17 protein-coding genes are annotated in these 17,697 nt (G+C 68.9%); 5 read left to right on the top strand and 12 right to left on the bottom strand.

Annotation, left to right across the window (positions count from 1 at the left end; all coding sequences use genetic code 11):
• Positions 1-22: 22 nt before the first annotated feature.
• The gene (locus tag C5O27_RS08050) at positions 23-847 is read right to left on the bottom strand and encodes an SDR family oxidoreductase (protein ID WP_006357010.1); all 825 of its coding nucleotides are present in this window, start codon (positions 845-847) and stop codon (positions 23-25) included.
• On the bottom strand, positions 848-2,107 hold the full coding sequence (locus C5O27_RS08045) for an acyl-CoA dehydrogenase family protein (protein ID WP_006357011.1): 1,260 nt from the start codon (positions 2,105-2,107) through the stop codon (positions 848-850).
• 42 nt (positions 2,108-2,149) lie between these two features.
• On the opposite strand from C5O27_RS08045, the gene C5O27_RS08040 reads away from it, so the two are divergent.
• Both C5O27_RS08040 and C5O27_RS08035 read left to right on the top strand, forming a co-directional pair.
• Positions 2,150-3,730, top strand: coding sequence for a FadD3 family acyl-CoA ligase (locus tag C5O27_RS08040; protein WP_127962418.1), 1,581 nt, complete (start codon positions 2,150-2,152; stop codon positions 3,728-3,730).
• A gap of 81 nt (positions 3,731-3,811) precedes the next feature.
• Entirely contained in the window at positions 3,812-4,648 is an 837-nt protein-coding gene (locus tag C5O27_RS08035; protein ID WP_244216611.1) for a DUF559 domain-containing protein, read from the top strand.
• Positions 4,649-4,672: 24 nt separating this feature from the next.
• Here C5O27_RS08035 and lysS read toward each other — a convergent pair whose 3' ends face one another.
• The 3 genes from lysS to C5O27_RS08020 all read right to left on the bottom strand — a co-directional run bounded on the left by lysS (position 4,673) and on the right by C5O27_RS08020 (position 8,044).
• Positions 4,673-6,256 (bottom strand): lysine--tRNA ligase, encoded by a 1,584-nt coding sequence (lysS, locus tag C5O27_RS08030; protein WP_127962417.1) that lies wholly within the window; start codon positions 6,254-6,256, stop codon positions 4,673-4,675.
• Between the two features lie 57 nt (positions 6,257-6,313).
• Complete coding sequence (locus tag C5O27_RS08025; protein WP_075862553.1) at positions 6,314-6,769, bottom strand: hypothetical protein; 456 nt, start codon at positions 6,767-6,769, stop codon at positions 6,314-6,316.
• Between the two features lie 153 nt (positions 6,770-6,922).
• The gene (locus C5O27_RS08020; protein WP_127962416.1) at positions 6,923-8,044 is read right to left on the bottom strand and encodes an FAD-dependent monooxygenase; all 1,122 of its coding nucleotides are present in this window, start codon (positions 8,042-8,044) and stop codon (positions 6,923-6,925) included.
• A 49-nt stretch (positions 8,045-8,093) separates the two neighbouring features.
• Between C5O27_RS08020 and C5O27_RS08015 the strand changes: the two genes are divergently transcribed.
• Positions 8,094-8,597 (top strand): TetR/AcrR family transcriptional regulator, encoded by a 504-nt coding sequence (locus C5O27_RS08015; RefSeq protein WP_127962415.1) that lies wholly within the window; start codon positions 8,094-8,096, stop codon positions 8,595-8,597.
• On the opposite strand, the gene C5O27_RS08010 is transcribed toward C5O27_RS08015, so the two are convergent.
• The gene (locus C5O27_RS08010) at positions 8,577-9,548 is read right to left on the bottom strand and encodes an alpha/beta hydrolase (protein WP_244216610.1); all 972 of its coding nucleotides are present in this window, start codon (positions 9,546-9,548) and stop codon (positions 8,577-8,579) included. The genes C5O27_RS08015 and C5O27_RS08010 overlap by 21 nt on opposite strands.
• Positions 9,549-9,608: 60 nt before the next feature.
• On the opposite strand from C5O27_RS08010, the gene C5O27_RS08005 reads away from it, so the two are divergent.
• Entirely contained in the window at positions 9,609-10,196 is a 588-nt protein-coding gene (locus tag C5O27_RS08005; protein WP_127962414.1) for a TetR/AcrR family transcriptional regulator, read from the top strand.
• A 302-nt stretch (positions 10,197-10,498) separates the two neighbouring features.
• Here C5O27_RS08005 and C5O27_RS08000 read toward each other — a convergent pair whose 3' ends face one another.
• From C5O27_RS08000 to C5O27_RS07985, 4 genes are read right to left on the bottom strand one after another with little or no spacing between them, the layout of a single operon-like run.
• Entirely contained in the window at positions 10,499-11,302 is an 804-nt protein-coding gene (locus C5O27_RS08000; RefSeq protein WP_127962413.1) for a type III pantothenate kinase, read from the bottom strand.
• A 27-nt stretch (positions 11,303-11,329) separates the two neighbouring features.
• Complete coding sequence (gene panD, locus C5O27_RS07995) at positions 11,330-11,770, bottom strand: aspartate 1-decarboxylase (protein ID WP_127963792.1); 441 nt, start codon at positions 11,768-11,770, stop codon at positions 11,330-11,332.
• A 2-nt stretch (positions 11,771-11,772) separates the two neighbouring features.
• Positions 11,773-12,774, bottom strand: coding sequence for a pantoate--beta-alanine ligase (panC, locus tag C5O27_RS07990; protein ID WP_208651455.1), 1,002 nt, complete (start codon positions 12,772-12,774; stop codon positions 11,773-11,775).
• Positions 12,771-13,823, bottom strand: a complete 1,053-nt coding sequence (locus C5O27_RS07985; protein ID WP_127962412.1) for a Rossmann-like and DUF2520 domain-containing protein — start codon at positions 13,821-13,823, stop codon at positions 12,771-12,773. Before C5O27_RS07985 ends, panC begins: the two co-directional genes overlap by 4 nt.
• A 301-nt stretch (positions 13,824-14,124) precedes the next feature.
• Here C5O27_RS07985 and C5O27_RS07980 point away from each other — a divergent pair, with 301 nt between their 5' ends.
• Positions 14,125-15,561, top strand: coding sequence for a serine/threonine-protein kinase (locus tag C5O27_RS07980; RefSeq protein WP_127962411.1), 1,437 nt, complete (start codon positions 14,125-14,127; stop codon positions 15,559-15,561).
• A 19-nt stretch (positions 15,562-15,580) separates the two neighbouring features.
• Here the strand turns inward: C5O27_RS07980 and C5O27_RS07975 are convergent, their stop codons facing one another.
• Both C5O27_RS07975 and C5O27_RS07970 read right to left on the bottom strand, forming a co-directional pair.
• Positions 15,581-16,366 carry a hypothetical protein gene (locus tag C5O27_RS07975; protein WP_127962410.1) on the bottom strand — a complete coding sequence of 262 codons (786 nt, stop codon included), beginning with the start codon at positions 16,364-16,366 and terminating at the stop codon, positions 15,581-15,583.
• A gap of 133 nt (positions 16,367-16,499) precedes the next feature.
• Positions 16,500-17,669: a DUF6779 domain-containing protein gene (locus tag C5O27_RS07970; protein ID WP_006357025.1), complete on the bottom strand. Its 1,170-nt coding sequence runs from the start codon at positions 17,667-17,669 to the stop codon at positions 16,500-16,502.
• Between the last annotated feature and the right edge of the window lie 28 nt (positions 17,670-17,697).

Genomic DNA, 17,697 nt, shown 5'->3' with positions numbered 1-17,697 from the left:
GCGGCGCTGGAGGGCAACAGGTTCAGGCTCGCTGGCTGGAGATCGAGATGACCTCGCCGGTGAGGTAGGTGGTGTAGTCGCTGGCGAGCATGGCGACGGTCGCGGCGACCTCCCACACCTCGGCGGCACGACCGTAGGCCTCCTTCGAGGCCAGTTCGTCGAGCAGGTCGTCGCTGGTGACCTTCGCGAGGAAGGGGTGTTTGGCGATCGACGGCGCGATCGCGTTGATCCGCACCCCCATGTCGGCGGCTTCGAGGGCCGAGCACCGGGTCAGGGCCATGACGCCGGCCTTCGCCGCCGCGTAGTGCGCCTGTCCGCGCTGGGCGCGCCAGCCGAGGACCGAGGCGTTGTTGACGATGACGCCGTTGTGTTCGACCGACCCGAAGTAGCGGAGTGCGGCTCGGGTGGCGCGGAAGGTGCCGGTGAGGGTGATGTCGAGAACTCGGTCCCACTCCTCGTCGGTCATCTCGGCGACCGGCGTCTCCCCGCCCAGTCCGGCATTGTTGACCAGGACGTCGATGCGGCCGAGTTCGGTTGCGGCGTCGGCGATCAGGGCGTCGACCTCGGCGGTGACCTGGACGTTGCAGGTGCGCTGGGCGATCGTGCGTTCGGGGAATTCGGCCGCGAGCTTCTCGGCGGCCTCACCGAGGCGGCGTTCGTGCCAGTCGCTGATGAGGACGTCGGCGCCTTCGAGGAGCGCACGACGCGCGGAGGCGAATCCGATGCCGGTGCCTGCGGCGGCGGTGACCACGACCTTCTTGCCCAGCAACAGGTTGTGGCCGGGGATCTCGGCTGGCGGGGTGGCGAGCGGTGAGATCAATGGGGTACCTGCATCCGTTGCGGTCATTCAGCGTGCCTCTCGGGGAAGGCCGAGCACCCGCTCGGCGATGATGTTGCGCTGCACCTCGTTCGAGCCGCCGTAGATGGTGTCGGCGCGCGTGAACAGGTAGAGCCGTTGCCATTCGTCGAGTTCGACGTGTTCGGGGTCGGCGATGTCGTTGGGCTGCCCCTCCGCGGTGGCGTCGGGTCCGATCAGCGCCGGCGCACCGACGACGTCCATCGCCAGTTCGCCGAGGTCGCGATGCCAGTTGGCCCACAACAGCTTCGACACCGACGCCGCACCTGCTTGCGAGGTGACGTCACCGTCGAGCGTCCGCTGGGCATGTGCCCGCATGACTTTCAGTCCGATGTCGGCGCGGGCCAGACGTGAGGCGAGTTCGGGATCGGCGACCGCGCCACTGGCCCGGGCCACCTCGGTCAGGTTCTCCAGCTCGCGGGCGAAACCGACCTGCTGGCCCAGCGTCGACACGCCGCGTTCGAACTGGAGCAGACCCATGGCGACCTTCCAGCCGTCGCCCGGTTCGCCCACGATCAGATCGGCGTCGGTCGTCGCGTCGTCGAAGAAGACCTCGTTGAATTCCGATGTGCCGGTGAGCTGTTGGATGGGGCGCACGGTGACGCCGGGCTGCTCGAGCGGGACCAGGAGGAAGCTGAGGCCGGCGTGCCGCGCCGATCCCTTCTCGGTACGCGCGATCACGAACACCCACTGCGCCACGTGAGCGAGCGAGGTCCAGATCTTCTGCCCGTTGATGATCCACTTGCCGTCGTCCAGGCGAGCGGAGGTCGAGACGCCCGCGAGGTCGGAGCCTGCGCCGGGTTCGGAGTAGCCCTGCGACCACAGTTCGGTGACGTCGACGATGCCCGGCAGGAACCGCTCCTTCTGCTCGTCGGTGCCGTACTCGATGAGCGTCGGGCCGAGGAGTTCCTCGCCCAGGTGGTTCACGCGGGCGGGCGCGTTCGCGCGGGCGTACTCGCGGTGGAAGATGATGCGCTGCTCGAGCGTCGCACCGCGGCCGCCGTATTCGGTGGGCCAGCCGATGCAGGTCCAGCCCGCGCTCGCGAGGTGCCGGTCCCATGCGAGCCGCTCGGCGAAGAACTCGTGCTCGCTGCCCGGTCCGCCGCGCCCCTTCAGGTGGGCGAAGTCGCCCGTGAGGTTCTCGTCGAGCCAGGACCGCACCGCGGCGGCGAACTCGTCGGCGGCGTTCGGTGTCGACTTGGCCCATTCACCCAGGTCGACACCACGATCCGCAAGGTTGATCGAGGTCATGGCGCTAGCATAACCCACCAAGCAAGTGCTAGGTTGGGCCGCATGGCGCAGACCTCCCGGGCAGGGACTCTCTCCGTGACGACGACGCCGGCCGCGTTGCAGCGCGCAGCGCGCAGCTGGCCTGACGGTATCGCCATCGTCGACGGCCAGTGGCTCCCTTCGACAGATCCGCAGCTCGAACTCACGTGGGCGCAGTTCCACGACGCGGTGCGCACCTTCGCCGCGGCGCTGGTCGCCTCGGGTATCGAGGCGGGCGACCGGGTGGCCATCTGGTCGCCGAACAGCTTCCACTGGCCGATCGCGGCCCTCGGCGTCCACTACGCCGGCGCGACGCTGGTCCCCCTCAACACCCGCTACACCGCGGGCGAGGCCATCGAGATCGTCGAACGCTCCGCCGCGCGCGGGCTCGTCGTGTCCGGTGAGTTCCTGGGTGCCGACCATGCGGCGGAACTCCTGCGCGACCATCGCGGCAAGCTGCCGGATCTGGTGATCCGGGTGCCGCTGTCGGGCGGGTCGCCGACCCCCGACGGTGCGGTGGACTGGGACGACTTCCTCGGACGCCAGACCGACGAGGCGCGGACCGAGGCGGATCGTCGAGCCGGCGCCGTCTCCCCCGACGACATCTCCGACATCCTGTTCACCTCCGGCACCACCGGTAAATCCAAGGGCGTGTTGGCAACCCACCGCCAGACGCTCAACGGCTCGCACGGATGGGGCGCCAACGCAGGCCTGCACCCCGGCGACCGTTACCTGATGGTCAACCCGTATTTCCACACCTTCGGCTACAAGGCGGGCATCCTGCCGTGCGTGCTGTTCGGCGTGACGATGCTGCCGCTGGCCGTGTACTCACCGCAGCAGGCGATGAAGCTCGTCTCCGACCAACGCGCCACGGTCTTCCCCGGCGCCCCGACGATCTTCCAGACCATTCTCGACGACCCGAAGCGCTCAGAGTACGACCTGTCCAGCCTGCGCATCGTGATCACCGGGGCCTCGATCGTGCCGGTCGTCCTCGTCGAACGTCTGCAGAACGACCTCGGCGTCGACACCGTGATCACCGCCTATGGGCTGACCGAGGCCAGCGGTTTCGTCTCCACGTGCACCCCCGACGACGATGACGAGACCGTCGCCAACACCTGCGGTCGAGCGTTTCCCGGCATGGAGATCAAACTCTCCGACGTCGGGGAGGTCCTCGCACGCGGCGAGAACGTGATGGTCGGGTACCTCGACGACCCGCAGGCGACCGCCGAGACCATCGACGCCGACGGCTGGCTGCACACCGGCGACATCGGGACCATCGACGAGCGCGGCAACCTCAAGATCACCGACCGCCTCAAGGACATGTACATCTGCGGCGGGTTCAATGTCTACCCCGCCGAGATCGAGCAGACCCTCGCGCGTCTCGACGGTGTCATCGAGTCGGCTGTGGTCGGCGTCCCCGACGACCGGCTCGGCGAGGTGGGACGGGCCTACCTCACCGTCCACGACGGCGCCGACCTCGACGAGGCGAAGGTCATCACCTTCGCCAAGCAGCATCTCGCGAACTTCAAGGTGCCCCGGTCGGTGGTGTTCGTCGACCAGTTCCCGCGCAACGCGTCGGGCAAGATCCTCAAGCGCAACTTATAGCTCGAAGTCGCGCTGAGCGCGGGTTCGAGCTATAGATCGCCGACGGGGGAACCGACCGCCGGGCCGCCGCGTCGAAGTTGCGTGCCCGACTTCACCAAGTTTCGCGAGCTGGTCGCCGCCCACGACGGCGTGTTCACGGCTGCGGACGTCATGGCCTGCGCCATCAGCTCCGACGCCGCGTACCGGCGGGTGAAATCCGGCGAGTGGATTCGGGTGTCGCGCGGCGTCTTCCACGTCGGAGACCGAGCGCTCGATGACCGCATGCGCGCCCGCATCGCGGTGTTGTCGACGTCGCCACGAGCGGCGTTGTGTTCCGAATCCGCCTACTGGTGGCACGGCTTCACCACGAAGGCGCCCAAGCAGATCCATGTCGTCACGCCGCAGGGACGCCACGGACGCGCCATCGACGGCGTTCGCATCTGGCATCGGACGGTCGCACCGCAAGACCTCACCGAGGTCGACGGACTCCAGATCACGACGAAAGCACTGACCGTGCTCGACGCGGCCGTCGACGGCGGTTCCCGCCTGCTGGATTCGGCCCTGCTGCGCGAGCACACGAAGGTGGCCGACGTCGTCGACGCCCAGATCCGCAACAGCGGTCGACGCGGGTCGCGGAGGTCTCGCGAGATGGTCGCCGCGATCACGGACGGCTCCCGCTCCGAGGCCGAGAGGAAGGCGCTCGCCTTGCTCCGGTCCGCGGAGATCACCGGCTGGACTGCCAACGCGAAGGTGTGCGGCTATGTGGTCGACATCGCTTTCATCGACCAGAAGGTCGCCGTCGAGATCGACGGCTTCGCCTTCCACAGCGACGCGGCGTCGTTCCAGCACGACCGCACTCGACAGAACGTCCTCATCGCCAACGGTTGGACCGTCCTGCGGTTCACCCGTGCGCAGATCGATAGCTCGAAACCGCGGTGAGCGCGGTTTCGAGCTATAGAACGGCTAGGTGCGGGGCTTCACCAGCGGGAAGAGGATGGTCTCGCGGATGCCGAGGCCGGTGAGGGCCATCAGCAGGCGGTCGATGCCCATGCCGGTGCCGGTGGTCGGGGGCATTCCGTATTCCATCGCGGCGAGGAACTCCTCGTCGAGGACCATCGCCTCGTCGTCGCCGGCGGCGGCCAGGCGGGCCTGGTCGACGAAGCGCTCGCGCTGGATGACGGGGTCGACGAGCTCGGAGTAGCCGGTGGCCAGCTCGAAGCCGCGGACGTAGAGGTCCCACTTCTCGACCACACCCTTGACCGACCGGTGGGAGCGCACCAGCGGCGAGGTCTCGACCGGGAAGTCGCGGATGAACACCGGCTCGCTCAGCTTCTCGCCGACCATGTGCTCCCACAGCTCCTCGACGAGCTTGCCGTGGCCGTAACCCTTGTCCTTGGGAACCTCCAGGCCGACGCGCTTGGCGATCGCCAGCAGCTGCTCGACGGTGGTCTCCCCCGGATTGCCGGCGGGCACGATCTCCTCGCCGAGCGCCTCCGACAGCGACGGGTACATCTCGAGGGAGGTCCACTCGCCGGAGAGGTCGTAGGTCGAACCGTCGGGCATGGTCGGGGTCTGGGTACCCAGCGCGGCCTGCGAAACCTCTTGCACGAGTTCGCGGATCATCTTCGCGGAGTCGTCGTAGGTGCCGTAGGCCTGATAGGTCTCCAGCATCGCGAACTCGGGCGAGTGAGTGGAGTCGGCGCCCTCGTTGCGGAAGTTGCGGTTGATCTCGAAGACACGCTCGATGCCGCCGACCACGCAGCGCTTGAGAAACAACTCCGGCGCGATGCGCAGGTACAGGTCCATGTCGAAGGCGTTGGAGTGCGTGACGAACGGGCGAGCCGCGGCACCGCCGTGCAGCGTCTGCAGCATCGGGGTCTCGACCTCGAGGAATCCCCGACGGCCCAGTGCGGCACGGAGTTCGGCCATCACCTTGATGCGGGTGCGGGCGGTTTCGCGGGCCTCCGGCCGCATGATGAGATCGACGTAGCGCTGGCGCACCCGGGTTTCCTCGTTCATGTCCTTGTGGGCAACGGGCAACGGCCGCAACGACTTCGACGCCATCTGCCAGCCGTCGGCCATCACCGACAGCTCACCGGTACGGGAGCTGATCACCTCACCGGAGATGAAGACGATGTCGCCGAGGTCGACATCGGACTTCCAGCGGCCCAGCGCATCTTCGCCGACGCCGTTGAAGCTGATCATCGCCTGGAGCTGCGTGCCGTCGCCCTCCTGCAGGGTTGCGAAGCACAGCTTGCCCTTGTTCCGCAGGAAGATGACGCGCCCGGAGACACCGACGTGCTGACCGGTCTCGGTGCCGGCCTCGAGATCGGGGTAGGCGGCGCGGATCTCGCCGAGAGAGTGGGTGCGCGGAATCGAGACCGGATACGCCTCGCGACCCTCGGACAGGATGCGCTCGCGCTTCTCGCGTCGGATTCGCAGCTGTTCGGGAGTCTGGTCGTCGGCGTCCGTGGTCGTCTCGGCCGCGGTGGAGGCGGTGCTGGTCGGGCTGTCACTCACCCCACGCACACTATCGGGGCCGGTCACCGACTCCCAACTCGCCGCACCTGCTGTGACAGCGGTGACAGGGACGGACGGGGCGGTTCAGCTCTCGTGCGCGGAGATCATGGCGAGCTCGTCCGGATGGATGCGGCCGTTGACCTTGGCCTGGCGCATCCGACGATGCCCGCCGACGACGAACACCGCACCGGGGACGCCCCGCGCCTGCAGGTGCCACGCCAGCCACTCGGCCTCGTGGCCGTCCTCGCTGACGAGAATCCAGCGGGAGTCGGCGCGGGCCGCGGTCAGCGACTCGGAGGTGCCGGGGGTGAGCCGGTCGAGTACCTCGACGGCGTCGATGGCGAGCGCGCCGAACAGTGCGCCGTCGATCTGGCGTCGGCGATGGGAGCGGACGTCCACCGGCGTGGCGCCTTCCGCGACAGCATTCGCATAGTCGCTGACCTGCAGGGACAGCGGTGCGGCAGGTGCCGGGGCGACGGTCGGCGCGGTCGCGGCGAAGATGGTGCGGGAAACGACAGAGGTGGCAACCGAAGCGGTCATGAGAGGGAGTCCTCAGGTGATCGAAAACGAGCGGGGAGCGCGAAGTAGGGCAGCCGCAGATGCGGTACTAGCCCTGACAACACTCCTGACAGCTCTTGATCACGGCGACGAGTATGCCACAGCTCCACGCCCGGGACCAGACTCCGGTGACGATCACCGCACGGGCGGTTGCCAATCCTGAATACGCCGCAACTGTCTGTTGAGCGCCGCGTCGGGAGCGGCCCGCATCGCCAGATCGCGCAGCCGGACCGCGGGTGCCGACCGCCACTGCCCGACCTTCCCGATGGCCGACGCCTGGCGCGCGATGCGTTGGGTACGACGCCGACGCAGACGGTCGTAGGTACGCAGAGCGTCGTCGACATCCATCCCTGCGCTGCCCAGCAGCGCGGTGAGGGTCGCCGCGTCCTCCATCGCCTGGTTCGCCCCCTGCCCGAGGTTCGGGGTCATCGCATGAGCGGCGTCGCCGACGAGCACGCATCGGCCCCGCACGAAGGTGGGGAGGGGGCGCGCCAGTTCCTCGATGGGCAGCACCCCGACGTCCGCCGGATCGGTCACCTCGAGGATCTCCCCGATCGGCGCGTGCCATCCCGAGAAACGTTCTCGCACTTCGTCGATGCCGCCCGTTTCGACACCCTCGTCATAGTTGACCGCGGCGAACCAGTAGACGTGCCCGTCCGGTAGCGGCGCGATACCGAACCGTTGCCCGTGCCCCATCGTCTCGCCCGCCGCGTCGAGGTCGACCGGCCGCGCGGTGATGGCCCGCCAGGCGACGTAGCCGCTGTAGGCCGCGCCCGGGTCGTGGGTGACGGCGGGACGCACCCGACTCCGCAGACCGTCCGCTCCGACGATCACGTCGCAGCCATCGATCGTGGTGTCGTCGTCGAGCTGGACGGTCCCGCCGCGCACCTCGCGCACGCCGGTTCCGGTCCGGATCTCCACGCCCGATCCGACCCGGCCGAGGAGTGCCTCGTGGAGGTCGGTCCGCCGCACCACCCGGAGTTGCTCGATGGCCGACGGGTCGAAGCGGGTGAGCCATCGCCCATCAGGACGGCGGGCTCCGTTCAGGGTGGGCGAAACCCCTCGGGCGCCGGAAACCACAGATCGGAGACCGAGCGATTCGAGCGCTCGGAGCCCGTTGCCGAACAGGCTGAGCCCCGACCCTCCCCCACGAACCTCGGACGCACGCTCGAGCACGATGACCTCCGCGCCCGACGACGACAGCCCGGCGGCAGTGCAGAGTCCCCCGATCCCGGCGCCGACGACAACCGCTTTCATAGCGTTCTTCTCCACATGGAGAAGAACGGTAGCAGATAGACTTCTCCGTGTGGAGAAATCAGCCGGACGATCGACGCGCGAGACCCTGCTCGACACCGGGCTCGAGCTGATCGGGACGATCGGGATCAGGCAGGCGTCGGCGCGCGCGGTCGAGGACGCATCCGGAGTCCCCCACGGCAGTATCCGTCACCATTTCGGTGGTCAGGACGGTTTTCTCGCCGCTCTCGTCGAGCATGTCTACACCCGCGACGTCCCGGTCGACGGCGAGTCGACCCTCGAGGTGATCACCCGCTGGCTGGGCGCCGACCGCGTCCGTACCCGCGCACGCTACGAGCTGATGCTGCTGGCCACCCGCGACGAGGTCATGCGCGAACGCATGGTTGCCGGTCGCGACCGGTTCGTCGAGCGCCTCGTCGAGCGCGGGATGCCGCTCGTCGAGGCCCGGCAACTCGTCGCAGCACTCGACGGGCTGGTGCTCGACGCGCTGCTGCGTGACTCCGACGGCACCGACGCCGACCACGATCCGACGCGGCTACTGCGCGCGTTCCGGTGAATCCGACCCGGACACCAACTCGATCGCGAGGGCGCGCAGGTGACCGGCGAGCTCGTCGACGCCCGGCTGTTCGACCGGGAAGTGCCCGCAACCGGTGAGCAGGTGGATGTCGGTTCGCGCGGCGATCCGTCGTGCGAAGCGGATGCTGATCTCCGGCGGCGTCCAGGTATCGGCCGCCGGATGGACCAGCACCACCCGTGGACCCCGGTAGTTCTCCGGCGCGGGTATCTCGTGGGTCATCAGGTCCGCCAGGAACCCCAGCGAGACACTCGAACCCGCCCCACGCGGATCGTCGATGCAGGCGTGCGAGACCGCAGGGTCGTTGCTGATCCGCCCCATCGGCGCGACCCACCTGATCGGGAACCGCAGTCGAGCGAAGACCCCGATCCGCGATGCGGCCGTCATGAGCGGGAGAAGGCGGATCAGCGCGGGCGTGCGGGATGCGGCTCGTCGGGCAGCCGGATCACCGGCGAGGTCGAGAAGGCAGGTGGCCACGACCGCGGCGACGCGCGCACCCCCGGCCGCGACGTCGTAGCCGAGCATGCCGCCGAGGCTCGCACCGAACACGACGATCGGCCTCGGGTCCCGTTCGGTCTCCGCCGCGATCAGATCGCCGACCAGGTCGATCCAGTCCTGGTATCGCACGCGACCAGGATCGGCGACGCGCGTCCGCCCGTATTGCGGGAGGTCTGGCGCCAGCACGTCGTACCCCTCCCCCGCGAGCACGGCACCCAGTGGCCACACGAGTTCGCCGTGCCCACCACCGCCGTGGAGCAGCAGCACCCGCAGCGGCGCGTCGGGCCGCATCGCGCGCAGGATGTGGACGTCCACCGGACCCGACGGTCGCGTGTCGCTCGCCGGCCACCTCCACCACGACGAGGTGGCCTCGATGTCCGCGGCGGCAGAACGCCATGGCTCGGGCAGGAAGCGTAGGTACGATCCGTAAGTCACACATCCATCGTCGAGCGCCCGCGAACCCGGCACAACTCGCATTCACCGGAGACCTCGGACATGCGGAAAAGACCACGGCAGCAACGCTCTTCGTTCACCGTCGAGGTGATCCTGGAGGCGACGACTCAGCTTCTGGGCACCGAGGGGGCAGCGCTGACGACCAACGGGATCGCCGAGACCGCGGGCGTCTCGGTCGGTTCGATCTATCAGTACTTCGGCGACAAGCAAGCGATCTTCGACGAGCTCGCCGCCCGGCATCTCGCCGCGGCGGAAGCGCGGATGGTCGCTGTCCTCGACGCGCATCCAGTCGAGGCGACCGACTGGCCGGTCGTGCTGCGCGCGGTGATCGCGGTTGCCGTGGCGGAGAACTCGAGTCACGGTCGGGCACACGGGCGACTGCGCGAACTGGCGAGCCCCGGCGTCGTCGGGGATCTCTATGCCGGATTGGCGGACCGGCTGATCGCCAGGCTGGTCGCGTATCTCGTCGCCGACGGCTGGATGCCCGACGAGGCGGAAGCCGACCTACGCCTCATGTTCCCCGCGTTGGACGCGCAGATCCATCAGTTCGCCGGGAGCGGGCTGGACGACGACGAACTCACCGCACGGATCGCGGCGTACACCGAAGGGGCGTTGCGGGGCCGGCGTTGAGTGGGTCTGCGACGTCGTCTCACCAGGCCTTCGTGGCTCGTCGCTTGCGCTCCTCGCACCTCAGGCATCGGAGCTGGGTGCGTCGCGCCCTTTCGGATCACGCAGCACGACGCTTGCGCTCCTCGCACCTCAGGCATCGGAGCTGGGTGCGTCTGCGACGTCGTCTCACCAGGCCTTCGTGGCTCGTCGCTTGCGCTCCTCGCACCTCAGGCATCGGAGCTGGGTGCGTCGCGCGCCTTCAGATTGCGCAACACGTCGCTTGCGCTCCTCGCACCCACGTATGAGGCAGCGCGGTCCGGGGTCTACTTGCCGCGCCGCGGATTCGCCTTCGACCGTTCGTGGACGAGTCGCAGCCCTTCAAGGGTGAGGTGCGGGTGGTGGTCGGTGAGGGACCGGCATTCGTCGTACATGAGCGGGGCGAGGTATCCGGTGGCGACCACGGTGACATCGTCGCCGTCGAAGCCCGGCACGGTGTCGCAGACGCGGTCGACGAGGGCGTCGACCTGGCCGGCGAACCCGTACAGGATGCCCGACTGCAGGGCCTCGACCGTGTTCTTGCCGAGCACGCTGCGCGGCGGCATCAACTCGACCTTGCGCACGGTCACGGTGTGCTCGGAGAGCGCCTCGACCGCAAGGTTCACGCCGGGGGCGATGGCGCCGCCGAGGAATTCCCCCTTCGCCGACACGGCGTCGACGACGGTCGCGGTACCGAAGGCCACGACGATGCAGGGTCCGCCGTATTCGTGATGTGCGGCAAGGCAGTTGGAGACGCGGTCGGTGCCGACCTCCTTGGGGTTGTCCACCAGCAGTGGGACACCCGTCCGCACACCGGGTTCGAGCAGGACGTGCGGTCCGTCGCCGAAATAACGGGGCAGCATGACCCGCAGCTCGCGCAGCAAGGACGGCACCGTCGACAGGGCACTGACCCCGGTGACCTGCTCGATGTCCGAGCCGAGCATGCCGCGGAAGACCCAGGCGAGTTCGTCGGCGGTGTAGTGCGGGTCGGTGTGGATTCGCCAATCACGCACCAGCCGTGCGTGATCCCCCGTCCCGGCATACGCGCCGATGTGGATGTTGGTGTTGCCGACGTCGACGGTGAGCAGCATCTATGGGCTCCGTGTCGTTCGCCGGCGTCAGACCGTCGCGTCGGCGAAGACCGGGCCGTCGAGCTGCCGCGGGTCGAGCAGACCCGAGCCCTCGGGTGCGTGGGCCGGGTCGTCGCCGGATTCGAGGATGCGGTTGTGGTCGTCGACGAAGACGACGTTCGGCGAGTACTCCGTCAACTCGGCCTCGTTCAGCATGCCGTAGGCGATGATGATGACGAGGTCGCCGGGGTGCACGAGATGCGCTGCGGCGCCGTTGATCCCGATGACACCGCTGCCCCGCTCACCGGCGATCGCATAGGTCACCAGACGGGCGCCGTTGTCGATGTCGACGATCGTGACCTGTTCGCCCTCGAGCAGCCCCGCGGCATCGAGCAGATCCTGGTCGATCGTGACCGAACCGACGTAATGCAGATCCGCCTGGGTCACGGTGGCGCGGTGGATCTTCGAGGTCATCATGGTGCGCAGCATGGTCATCGTCCCTCTGTCGTGGTGGTGGCGTTGTTCCAGGCGATTTCTTCTTCGAGTGCGGCGAGACCGCCGACGTTCACGCCGACGTTGTCGATGAGACGCGCCGTTCCGAGGCGTGCGGCGACGAGCAGCCGGGCGGCGCCCTTCTCCGGTGCCTCCTCCAGCTGGCGGCCGCGAAGTGCGAGGTACTCGACGTCGATCTCGGGAACGGTGTCGAGCACAGCCTGTGCCGCCGCGACGATCGCATCCGGTCCACCCTCGGCGGAATGGGCACCGGCGACCAACGCCGCCGACAGCGTCGTGGCCAGCTCGCGCTGCTCGGGGGTCAGGTAGCGGTTGCGCGACGACATCGCCAGCCCGTCGGATTCGCGGACGGTCGGGACGCCGACGATCTCGACGTCGAGATCGAGGTCGGTGACCATCTGCTTGATCAGCACGAGCTGCTGATAATCCTTCTCACCGAAGAAGGCGGCGTTGGGTCCGACGATGTTGAGCAGTTTGAGGACCACCGTCAGCATCCCGGCGAAATGCGTCGGGCGCGAGATGCCGTCGAGGATTCCGCCGGCTGCGCCGGGGTGCACCATCGTCCGCTGTCCGTTGGGGTACATCGACGCGGCGTTGGGTACGAAGACGAGTTCGACGCCGAGCGGCTCGAGCAGCGCGAGGTCGGCGTCGAGGGTGCGCGGATACGCGTCGAGGTCCTCGTTGGCGCCGAACTGCAACGGGTTGACGAAGATCGAGACGACGACCACCGTGTTGCCCTTGGCCTTCGCCGCACGCACCAGTTGCAGATGGCCGGCGTGCAGGGCACCCATCGTCGGGACCAGCACCACGCGCTTGCCCGCCGCGCGCAGCGCCCGGGTCACCCGGGTCAGGGTGGCCGGTTCGCGGTGCACGGTCATCTGACCGGCCTCGTAGGTCGGCGTCTCGTCGGACGGGACACTCACGGCATCTCCTTTGATCGGTGGTGTCTGATCGGTGGTCTGGAGCTCGGCGGTGCTCATCGCCCCTCCAGGAGCTCGAGGAGCGCGGCCGGGGCGTCGGAGCGCTCGGCGGCGCGGCGGGCGAGGGTCCGGTATGCCTCGGCGATCCCGTGATCGCCGGACCCGCCGGGCACGGCGCGGAGTGCGGCGAGGTGGCGTCGGACGGCCTCGGCGTCGCCGCGCGCCACCGGACCGGTGAGCGCCGCCGGTCCGAGTTCGAGCACGTTGTTCAACGACGCGGTCACGAGCGGGGTGAGGATCCGTTCGGCGAGCCGCGCACCACTGCCGTCAACGGTCGCGGCGTCGCGTCCGGAGTGGTCGATCGCGGCGTTCAGCGCGGCCACGGCGTCGGAGATCAGCGCGATCAGGTGGTTGGCGCCGTGGGCGAGTGCCGCGTGGTAGAGCGTGCGATCGGTTTCGGCGATCCGTACCGGTTCGCCGCCCATCTCCAGCACGAGCGACGAGGCGATGGCCTCGCCGACCGGGTCGGCGGCGGTGATGGCGAAGCAGGAGTTGGTCAGCCGCGCGGTGTCCTCCGCGGAACCGACGAACGTCATCGCGGGATGCAGGGCCAGTCCGAGGGCCCCGCGGGCGGTGACCGGCGCGAGGATGTCCACGCCCTGGGCGCCGGCCGTGTGGGCGACGATCGTGCCGGGACGCAGCGCACCCGACGCCGCGATCTCGTCGACCACCGCGCTCATCTGGGCATCCGGGACGCTGACCAGCAGCAGTTCCGAACGGGCGACGACGGCGTCGAGGTCGAGGATCTCGGAATCGGGAAGGCGCGCGGCGGCTCGGGCCCGCGACTGAGGCGACCGGGCGACGACCGCGCCGACGACGTGGCCGGCCTTCTCGAGGGCCTCGCCGAGTGCGGTCCCCACGCGTCCGGCGGACACGATGCCGACCGTGAGGCGGGCGGGGGCAGGCAGATTGGAGGTGCCGGGAAAGGGATCGGACCGGACCGGGTACGGGCGGTCACCGAACGCGTCCGCGGCAGTGCTGCCGTGGGCGTCGTCGCCACCGGCCTGCCGTGCGAACGGCACGCCGGGATCACCGGTCGGTGAGGTCACCGCTGTCCTCCATGGTTCGTTCCAGTCCCGCCTTCGCCGGATTCCGCGTGGACGGAGTTCTCTCCACGGCGGCCTCGGCACGGGTACCAGACGTTGCAGAGCAAGGGTAGGACTCTCACCGCGGTCCGGGCCAACTGTGTGACAGGTGTCACCCGGGGCTCTCGTCCGCCGCCGACGGCGAGTCGACGGCCGTCGATGTCCATCGGCCGACAGACCCAGCTGTGACCTGGGCCGAACCGGCGTACGCTGAGGCCGTCCGAGGCGTTCATCGCTCCATCGCCCGACCTCAGGGGGTCCGCAGATGAGCCTGGAAGCGGGTACCCAGTTCGCCGGCTACACGATCGTGCGCAAGATCGGCGCCGGCGGCATGGGCGCGGTCTACCTCGCGCAACACCCTCGACTCCCCCGCCTCGACGTCATCAAGGTGCTCGCCGAGCACGTGTCCAACGATCCGACGTTCCGCGCGCGATTCACCCGCGAAGCCGACCTGGCCGCCCAACTCGACCATCCGTGCATCGTCAGCGTCTACGACCGCGGCGAGGTCGACGGCCGGCTGTGGATCTCGATGCAGTACGTGGCCGGAACCGATGCGGCAGCCCTCGTCAAGGCGTCCCCCGGAGGCCTTCCGCTCGACGACGTCGCGGCGGTGAGCGACTCGATCGGCGCCGCCCTCGACCATGCCCATCGCCACGGACTGCTGCACCGCGACGTGAAGCCCGCCAACATCCTCATCAGCGCAGCCGAATCCGACACCGGGGGCCCCGAGGAGCGTCGTATCCGGTTGGCCGACTTCGGAATCGCGCGGCAGACCGACGGGGGCACGTCGCTGACATCGGCCAACCTGGTGCTCGGTTCGTTCCCCTATTCCTCACCCGAACAACTCTCGGCGGAGGCCCTCGACGCCCGCAGCGACGTCTACTCGTTGGCCTGCTCGACCTTCGAACTACTTACGGGCACAGTCCCGTTCACCGCCCGTACACCGATGATGATGATCCATCACCACCTCACGACACCCCCGCCGGACGTGTCGTCCCTGCGGCCCGGTCTCCCGCCGGCCGTGTCGGAGGCGGTGCGCCACGGGCTCGCCAAGAATCCCGCGGACCGGCCGCCCTCGGCGGGCGCGTTCGCCGCCGAGTTCCGGTACGCGGTCGACACCACCGGCTTCTTTCCCGCCCCCGGCCCACGGCCTGCTGCCGCGGCACCGCCCCGAGCACGGCCGGGTGCTGGTACTCCGATCCCACCGCAGACCCGGACGATGCGTGTCCGCGGCGCCTTGCCGCCGACTGCGGCCGCGGGCCTGCGCACCGCGCCGGTGGCAGGGACACCCCGATCGCGGCCTGCCGACACCGGACACGTGCCTAAGGCTTCCTCACACGGTCACGGGTTCCCCGTGGCCACGGCGTACTCGGAACTCCCGGGTCAGACGGTTCCCGGTCCCGCCCTGGAGTCGACGATGATCCGGGCCTCCGGCGACCTGCACGTGATCGAACCTCCCCCGCCCGAGACCGACCCGGCACGCTTCACCACGGCGTCGCTGGCCTGCGGCATCGCGGCGGTGCCACTCAGCGTCGTCGGGGGCCTCGGCCTGCCCGTGGGCGTTGCAGGCTGGTACCTCGCCGGACGCGGCCGCGCCTCGTCGGCGGCGCGACTGGCCCGAACCCTGTGCGTCCTGGGAATGCTCCTGAGCCTCGGATTGCTCGGGTTCACCATCGTCCGCGCCATCGTCCTGCAGTTCTGACGGCCTTCCGGTGCGCCGGTCAGTGCGCGTCGACCGCGTAGGTCGTCGGCTCGGGTCGGTCCTGTCGCGCCAGGGCACCGATCACCGCGTCGACGATCCACAGCGTCACCACGCCGGCGATGATGTCGACTGCGTCGTCGAACGGCGATCGGAAACGGGGAGAGAACGGATCGAGAACCTCGGCCGCGGGCACCCCCAGCAGATCGCCGGTGCCGTCGACGATCGTGTCGACCGGATTCGTCGCCCACCCTTCGTAGGCATTGATCGCGAGCAACGCGATGACCGGAATCGCGAGAACCCACCAGAAATGTCGCCGGCGCGCGATCGACCACGCGACGATCAGCAACACGACCCACGCCGGCATGTGCTCCGAACAGAGATTGAGAATCCCGTACTCGCCCGACCGCACCAGCACCGGGACCTGACCACCCCAGAAACCGAGTGCCCCGATCGCCCCGATCGGGACCGCGATCGCCGCTCGAACCATACTGCGTGACCAGAACGCGAGCACCAGGACAATGTAGACGGGCATCAACGCGGTGAGCGCCCAGATCAGGATCAGGCTCGTCGCCGGCCCGTTGGCGACATAGTCCGCGTAATAGTCCGGGAACGGGGTCTCGTTGAGCGGATCGAAGGTGAACAGCCACAACACCATCGGCCACCATGCGAGCAGCGGCAGGAACAACGACGCACTGACCAGTGACCGTTTCATCGCGGTTCCGCGGTCGGTGTGGCGGAGCGGCACGTAGGGGGTGCCGGCCCGGTCGACCAGACCGGGCTCACCGCCTGCCAGAGCTCCGCTCATGCGGGCAGTCTAGGTCGACCGTCCAACTTCTACGGCGCGAATAAGCACCTACGTCACAGAACTGATCCAACCGGATGACGAAGCCGATACGAATTCGACGAATCGTCTGTCGACGGCAGAAGCGCGGCTGTCATCAGTCGCGTCGCCGGCGACCACCGCCGGTGGTCCCGGACTGCTGACGCAGCTGGTTGAGCAGTTCCGAGACGGGCAGGCCCGCCGAGTGCGCGGACTCGGAGTCGTCGTCGGCCGCTCGCCGACGGCGACCACCACCGAAGGTCGAGGCGGGGCGTCCGGCGTTTCCTTCGTGACGACCGGCGGCACCGAGGAATGCGGGGGCCTCGACGTCGGAGGTCGCGGTCTCTTCCTCTTCCGGTGCGGCGCCGGTCTCGCCGGTCTCGGCCGGAGCTTCGGCGCTCGCTCCGGTCGCCCACTCGTCGGTCGGCGTCTCGTCGGTGTAGGCGGCCGACTCGTCCGCACCGCGCGAATCGTCGACGACCTCCGCATCCGACACGTCCTCGGCGTCGGCGGTCCGGGACTCATCGGCGCGTGGGGCGAACGGCGTCGAACCGGCGGAGTGCTGGTCGACCTCCTCGACGGGAACCTCGGTGGCGATCCGACCGGAGATCGGATCGTCGGTGATGACGGGGATCACCTCGGTCATCTCGTTCGGGTCGACGGGCCCGGTGTGGCGGCCGTCGTCCGCGGTCGGCGCGGTGGCCGCGAAGTCGCGTGCGGCGCGCAGACCGTCGTCGTCATATGTCGAGCGGTAGGGCGGGACGCCGCCGAACTCTCCGCCGAAGGACCCCGCGTGGGCACCCGACAGACCGGAGGCCAGCTCACGCATCTTCTCGCTCGACAGCGCGGCACGCTGATCCGGGAGCGGTTCCCCGAGAAGCATTTCGAGACTCGACCGCAGTGCGAGCACCTGGGCCTTGAGCTCGGAGAGTTCCTCGTTGGACTCGGCGGTGATCTCCTTGCGGATGGTCGTCTCGACGTCGAGCTCGTACTGACGACGCGCGGCGATCTCCCGCTCGAGTTGCAGTTCGTAGACCAGTCGGAGGTCGCGGCTCTTGGCTTCCGCACTCTCGGCCTGCCGCCGGAACTTGGTCACGAGGATCGCGCCGATGACCGCCGCCCACAGGGCAGCGATGACCGCCAGCGAACCGAGGATCGACAGGCGATCGGTGAAGACCATCAGTACGCTGGCCGCCAGGGCGAGCACGATCAGCAGACCGAGCAGCCATTGCGCCGCCGACCGACTTGAGCGTCGCGAGTCGGCAGAACGGCCGTTCGAGGTCGTCATGATCGTGAACTTACCCGCTGTCAGTACA

The sequence above is a fragment of the Gordonia alkanivorans genome (assembly GCF_004011905.1).
Classification (GTDB): domain Bacteria; phylum Actinomycetota; class Actinomycetes; order Mycobacteriales; family Mycobacteriaceae; genus Gordonia; species Gordonia alkanivorans.
Note: the sequence above shows the minus strand (reverse complement) of the source record. Positions and strands in the feature narration are given on the sequence as shown.

Coding starts and splice junctions, on each gene's coding strand:
- C5O27_RS08050 (WP_006357010.1), bottom strand. CDS start 847: ATGACCGCAACGGATGCAGGTACCCCATTGATCTCACCGCTCGCCACC.
- C5O27_RS08045 (WP_006357011.1), bottom strand. CDS start 2,107: ATGACCTCGATCAACCTTGCGGATCGTGGTGTCGACCTGGGTGAATGG.
- C5O27_RS08040 (WP_127962418.1), top strand. CDS start 2,150: ATGGCGCAGACCTCCCGGGCAGGGACTCTCTCCGTGACGACGACGCCG.
- C5O27_RS08025 (WP_075862553.1), bottom strand. CDS start 6,769: ATGACCGCTTCGGTTGCCACCTCTGTCGTTTCCCGCACCATCTTCGCC.
- C5O27_RS08020 (WP_127962416.1), bottom strand. CDS start 8,044: ATGAAAGCGGTTGTCGTCGGCGCCGGGATCGGGGGACTCTGCACTGCC.
- C5O27_RS08005 (WP_127962414.1), top strand. CDS start 9,609: ATGCGGAAAAGACCACGGCAGCAACGCTCTTCGTTCACCGTCGAGGTG.
- C5O27_RS08000 (WP_127962413.1), bottom strand. CDS start 11,302: ATGCTGCTCACCGTCGACGTCGGCAACACCAACATCCACATCGGCGCG.
- panD (WP_127963792.1), bottom strand. CDS start 11,770: ATGCTGCGCACCATGATGACCTCGAAGATCCACCGCGCCACCGTGACC.
- panC (WP_208651455.1), bottom strand. CDS start 12,774: ATGAGCACCGCCGAGCTCCAGACCACCGATCAGACACCACCGATCAAA.
- C5O27_RS07980 (WP_127962411.1), top strand. CDS start 14,125: ATGAGCCTGGAAGCGGGTACCCAGTTCGCCGGCTACACGATCGTGCGC.
- C5O27_RS07975 (WP_127962410.1), bottom strand. CDS start 16,366: ATGAGCGGAGCTCTGGCAGGCGGTGAGCCCGGTCTGGTCGACCGGGCC.
- C5O27_RS07970 (WP_006357025.1), bottom strand. CDS start 17,669: ATGACGACCTCGAACGGCCGTTCTGCCGACTCGCGACGCTCAAGTCGG.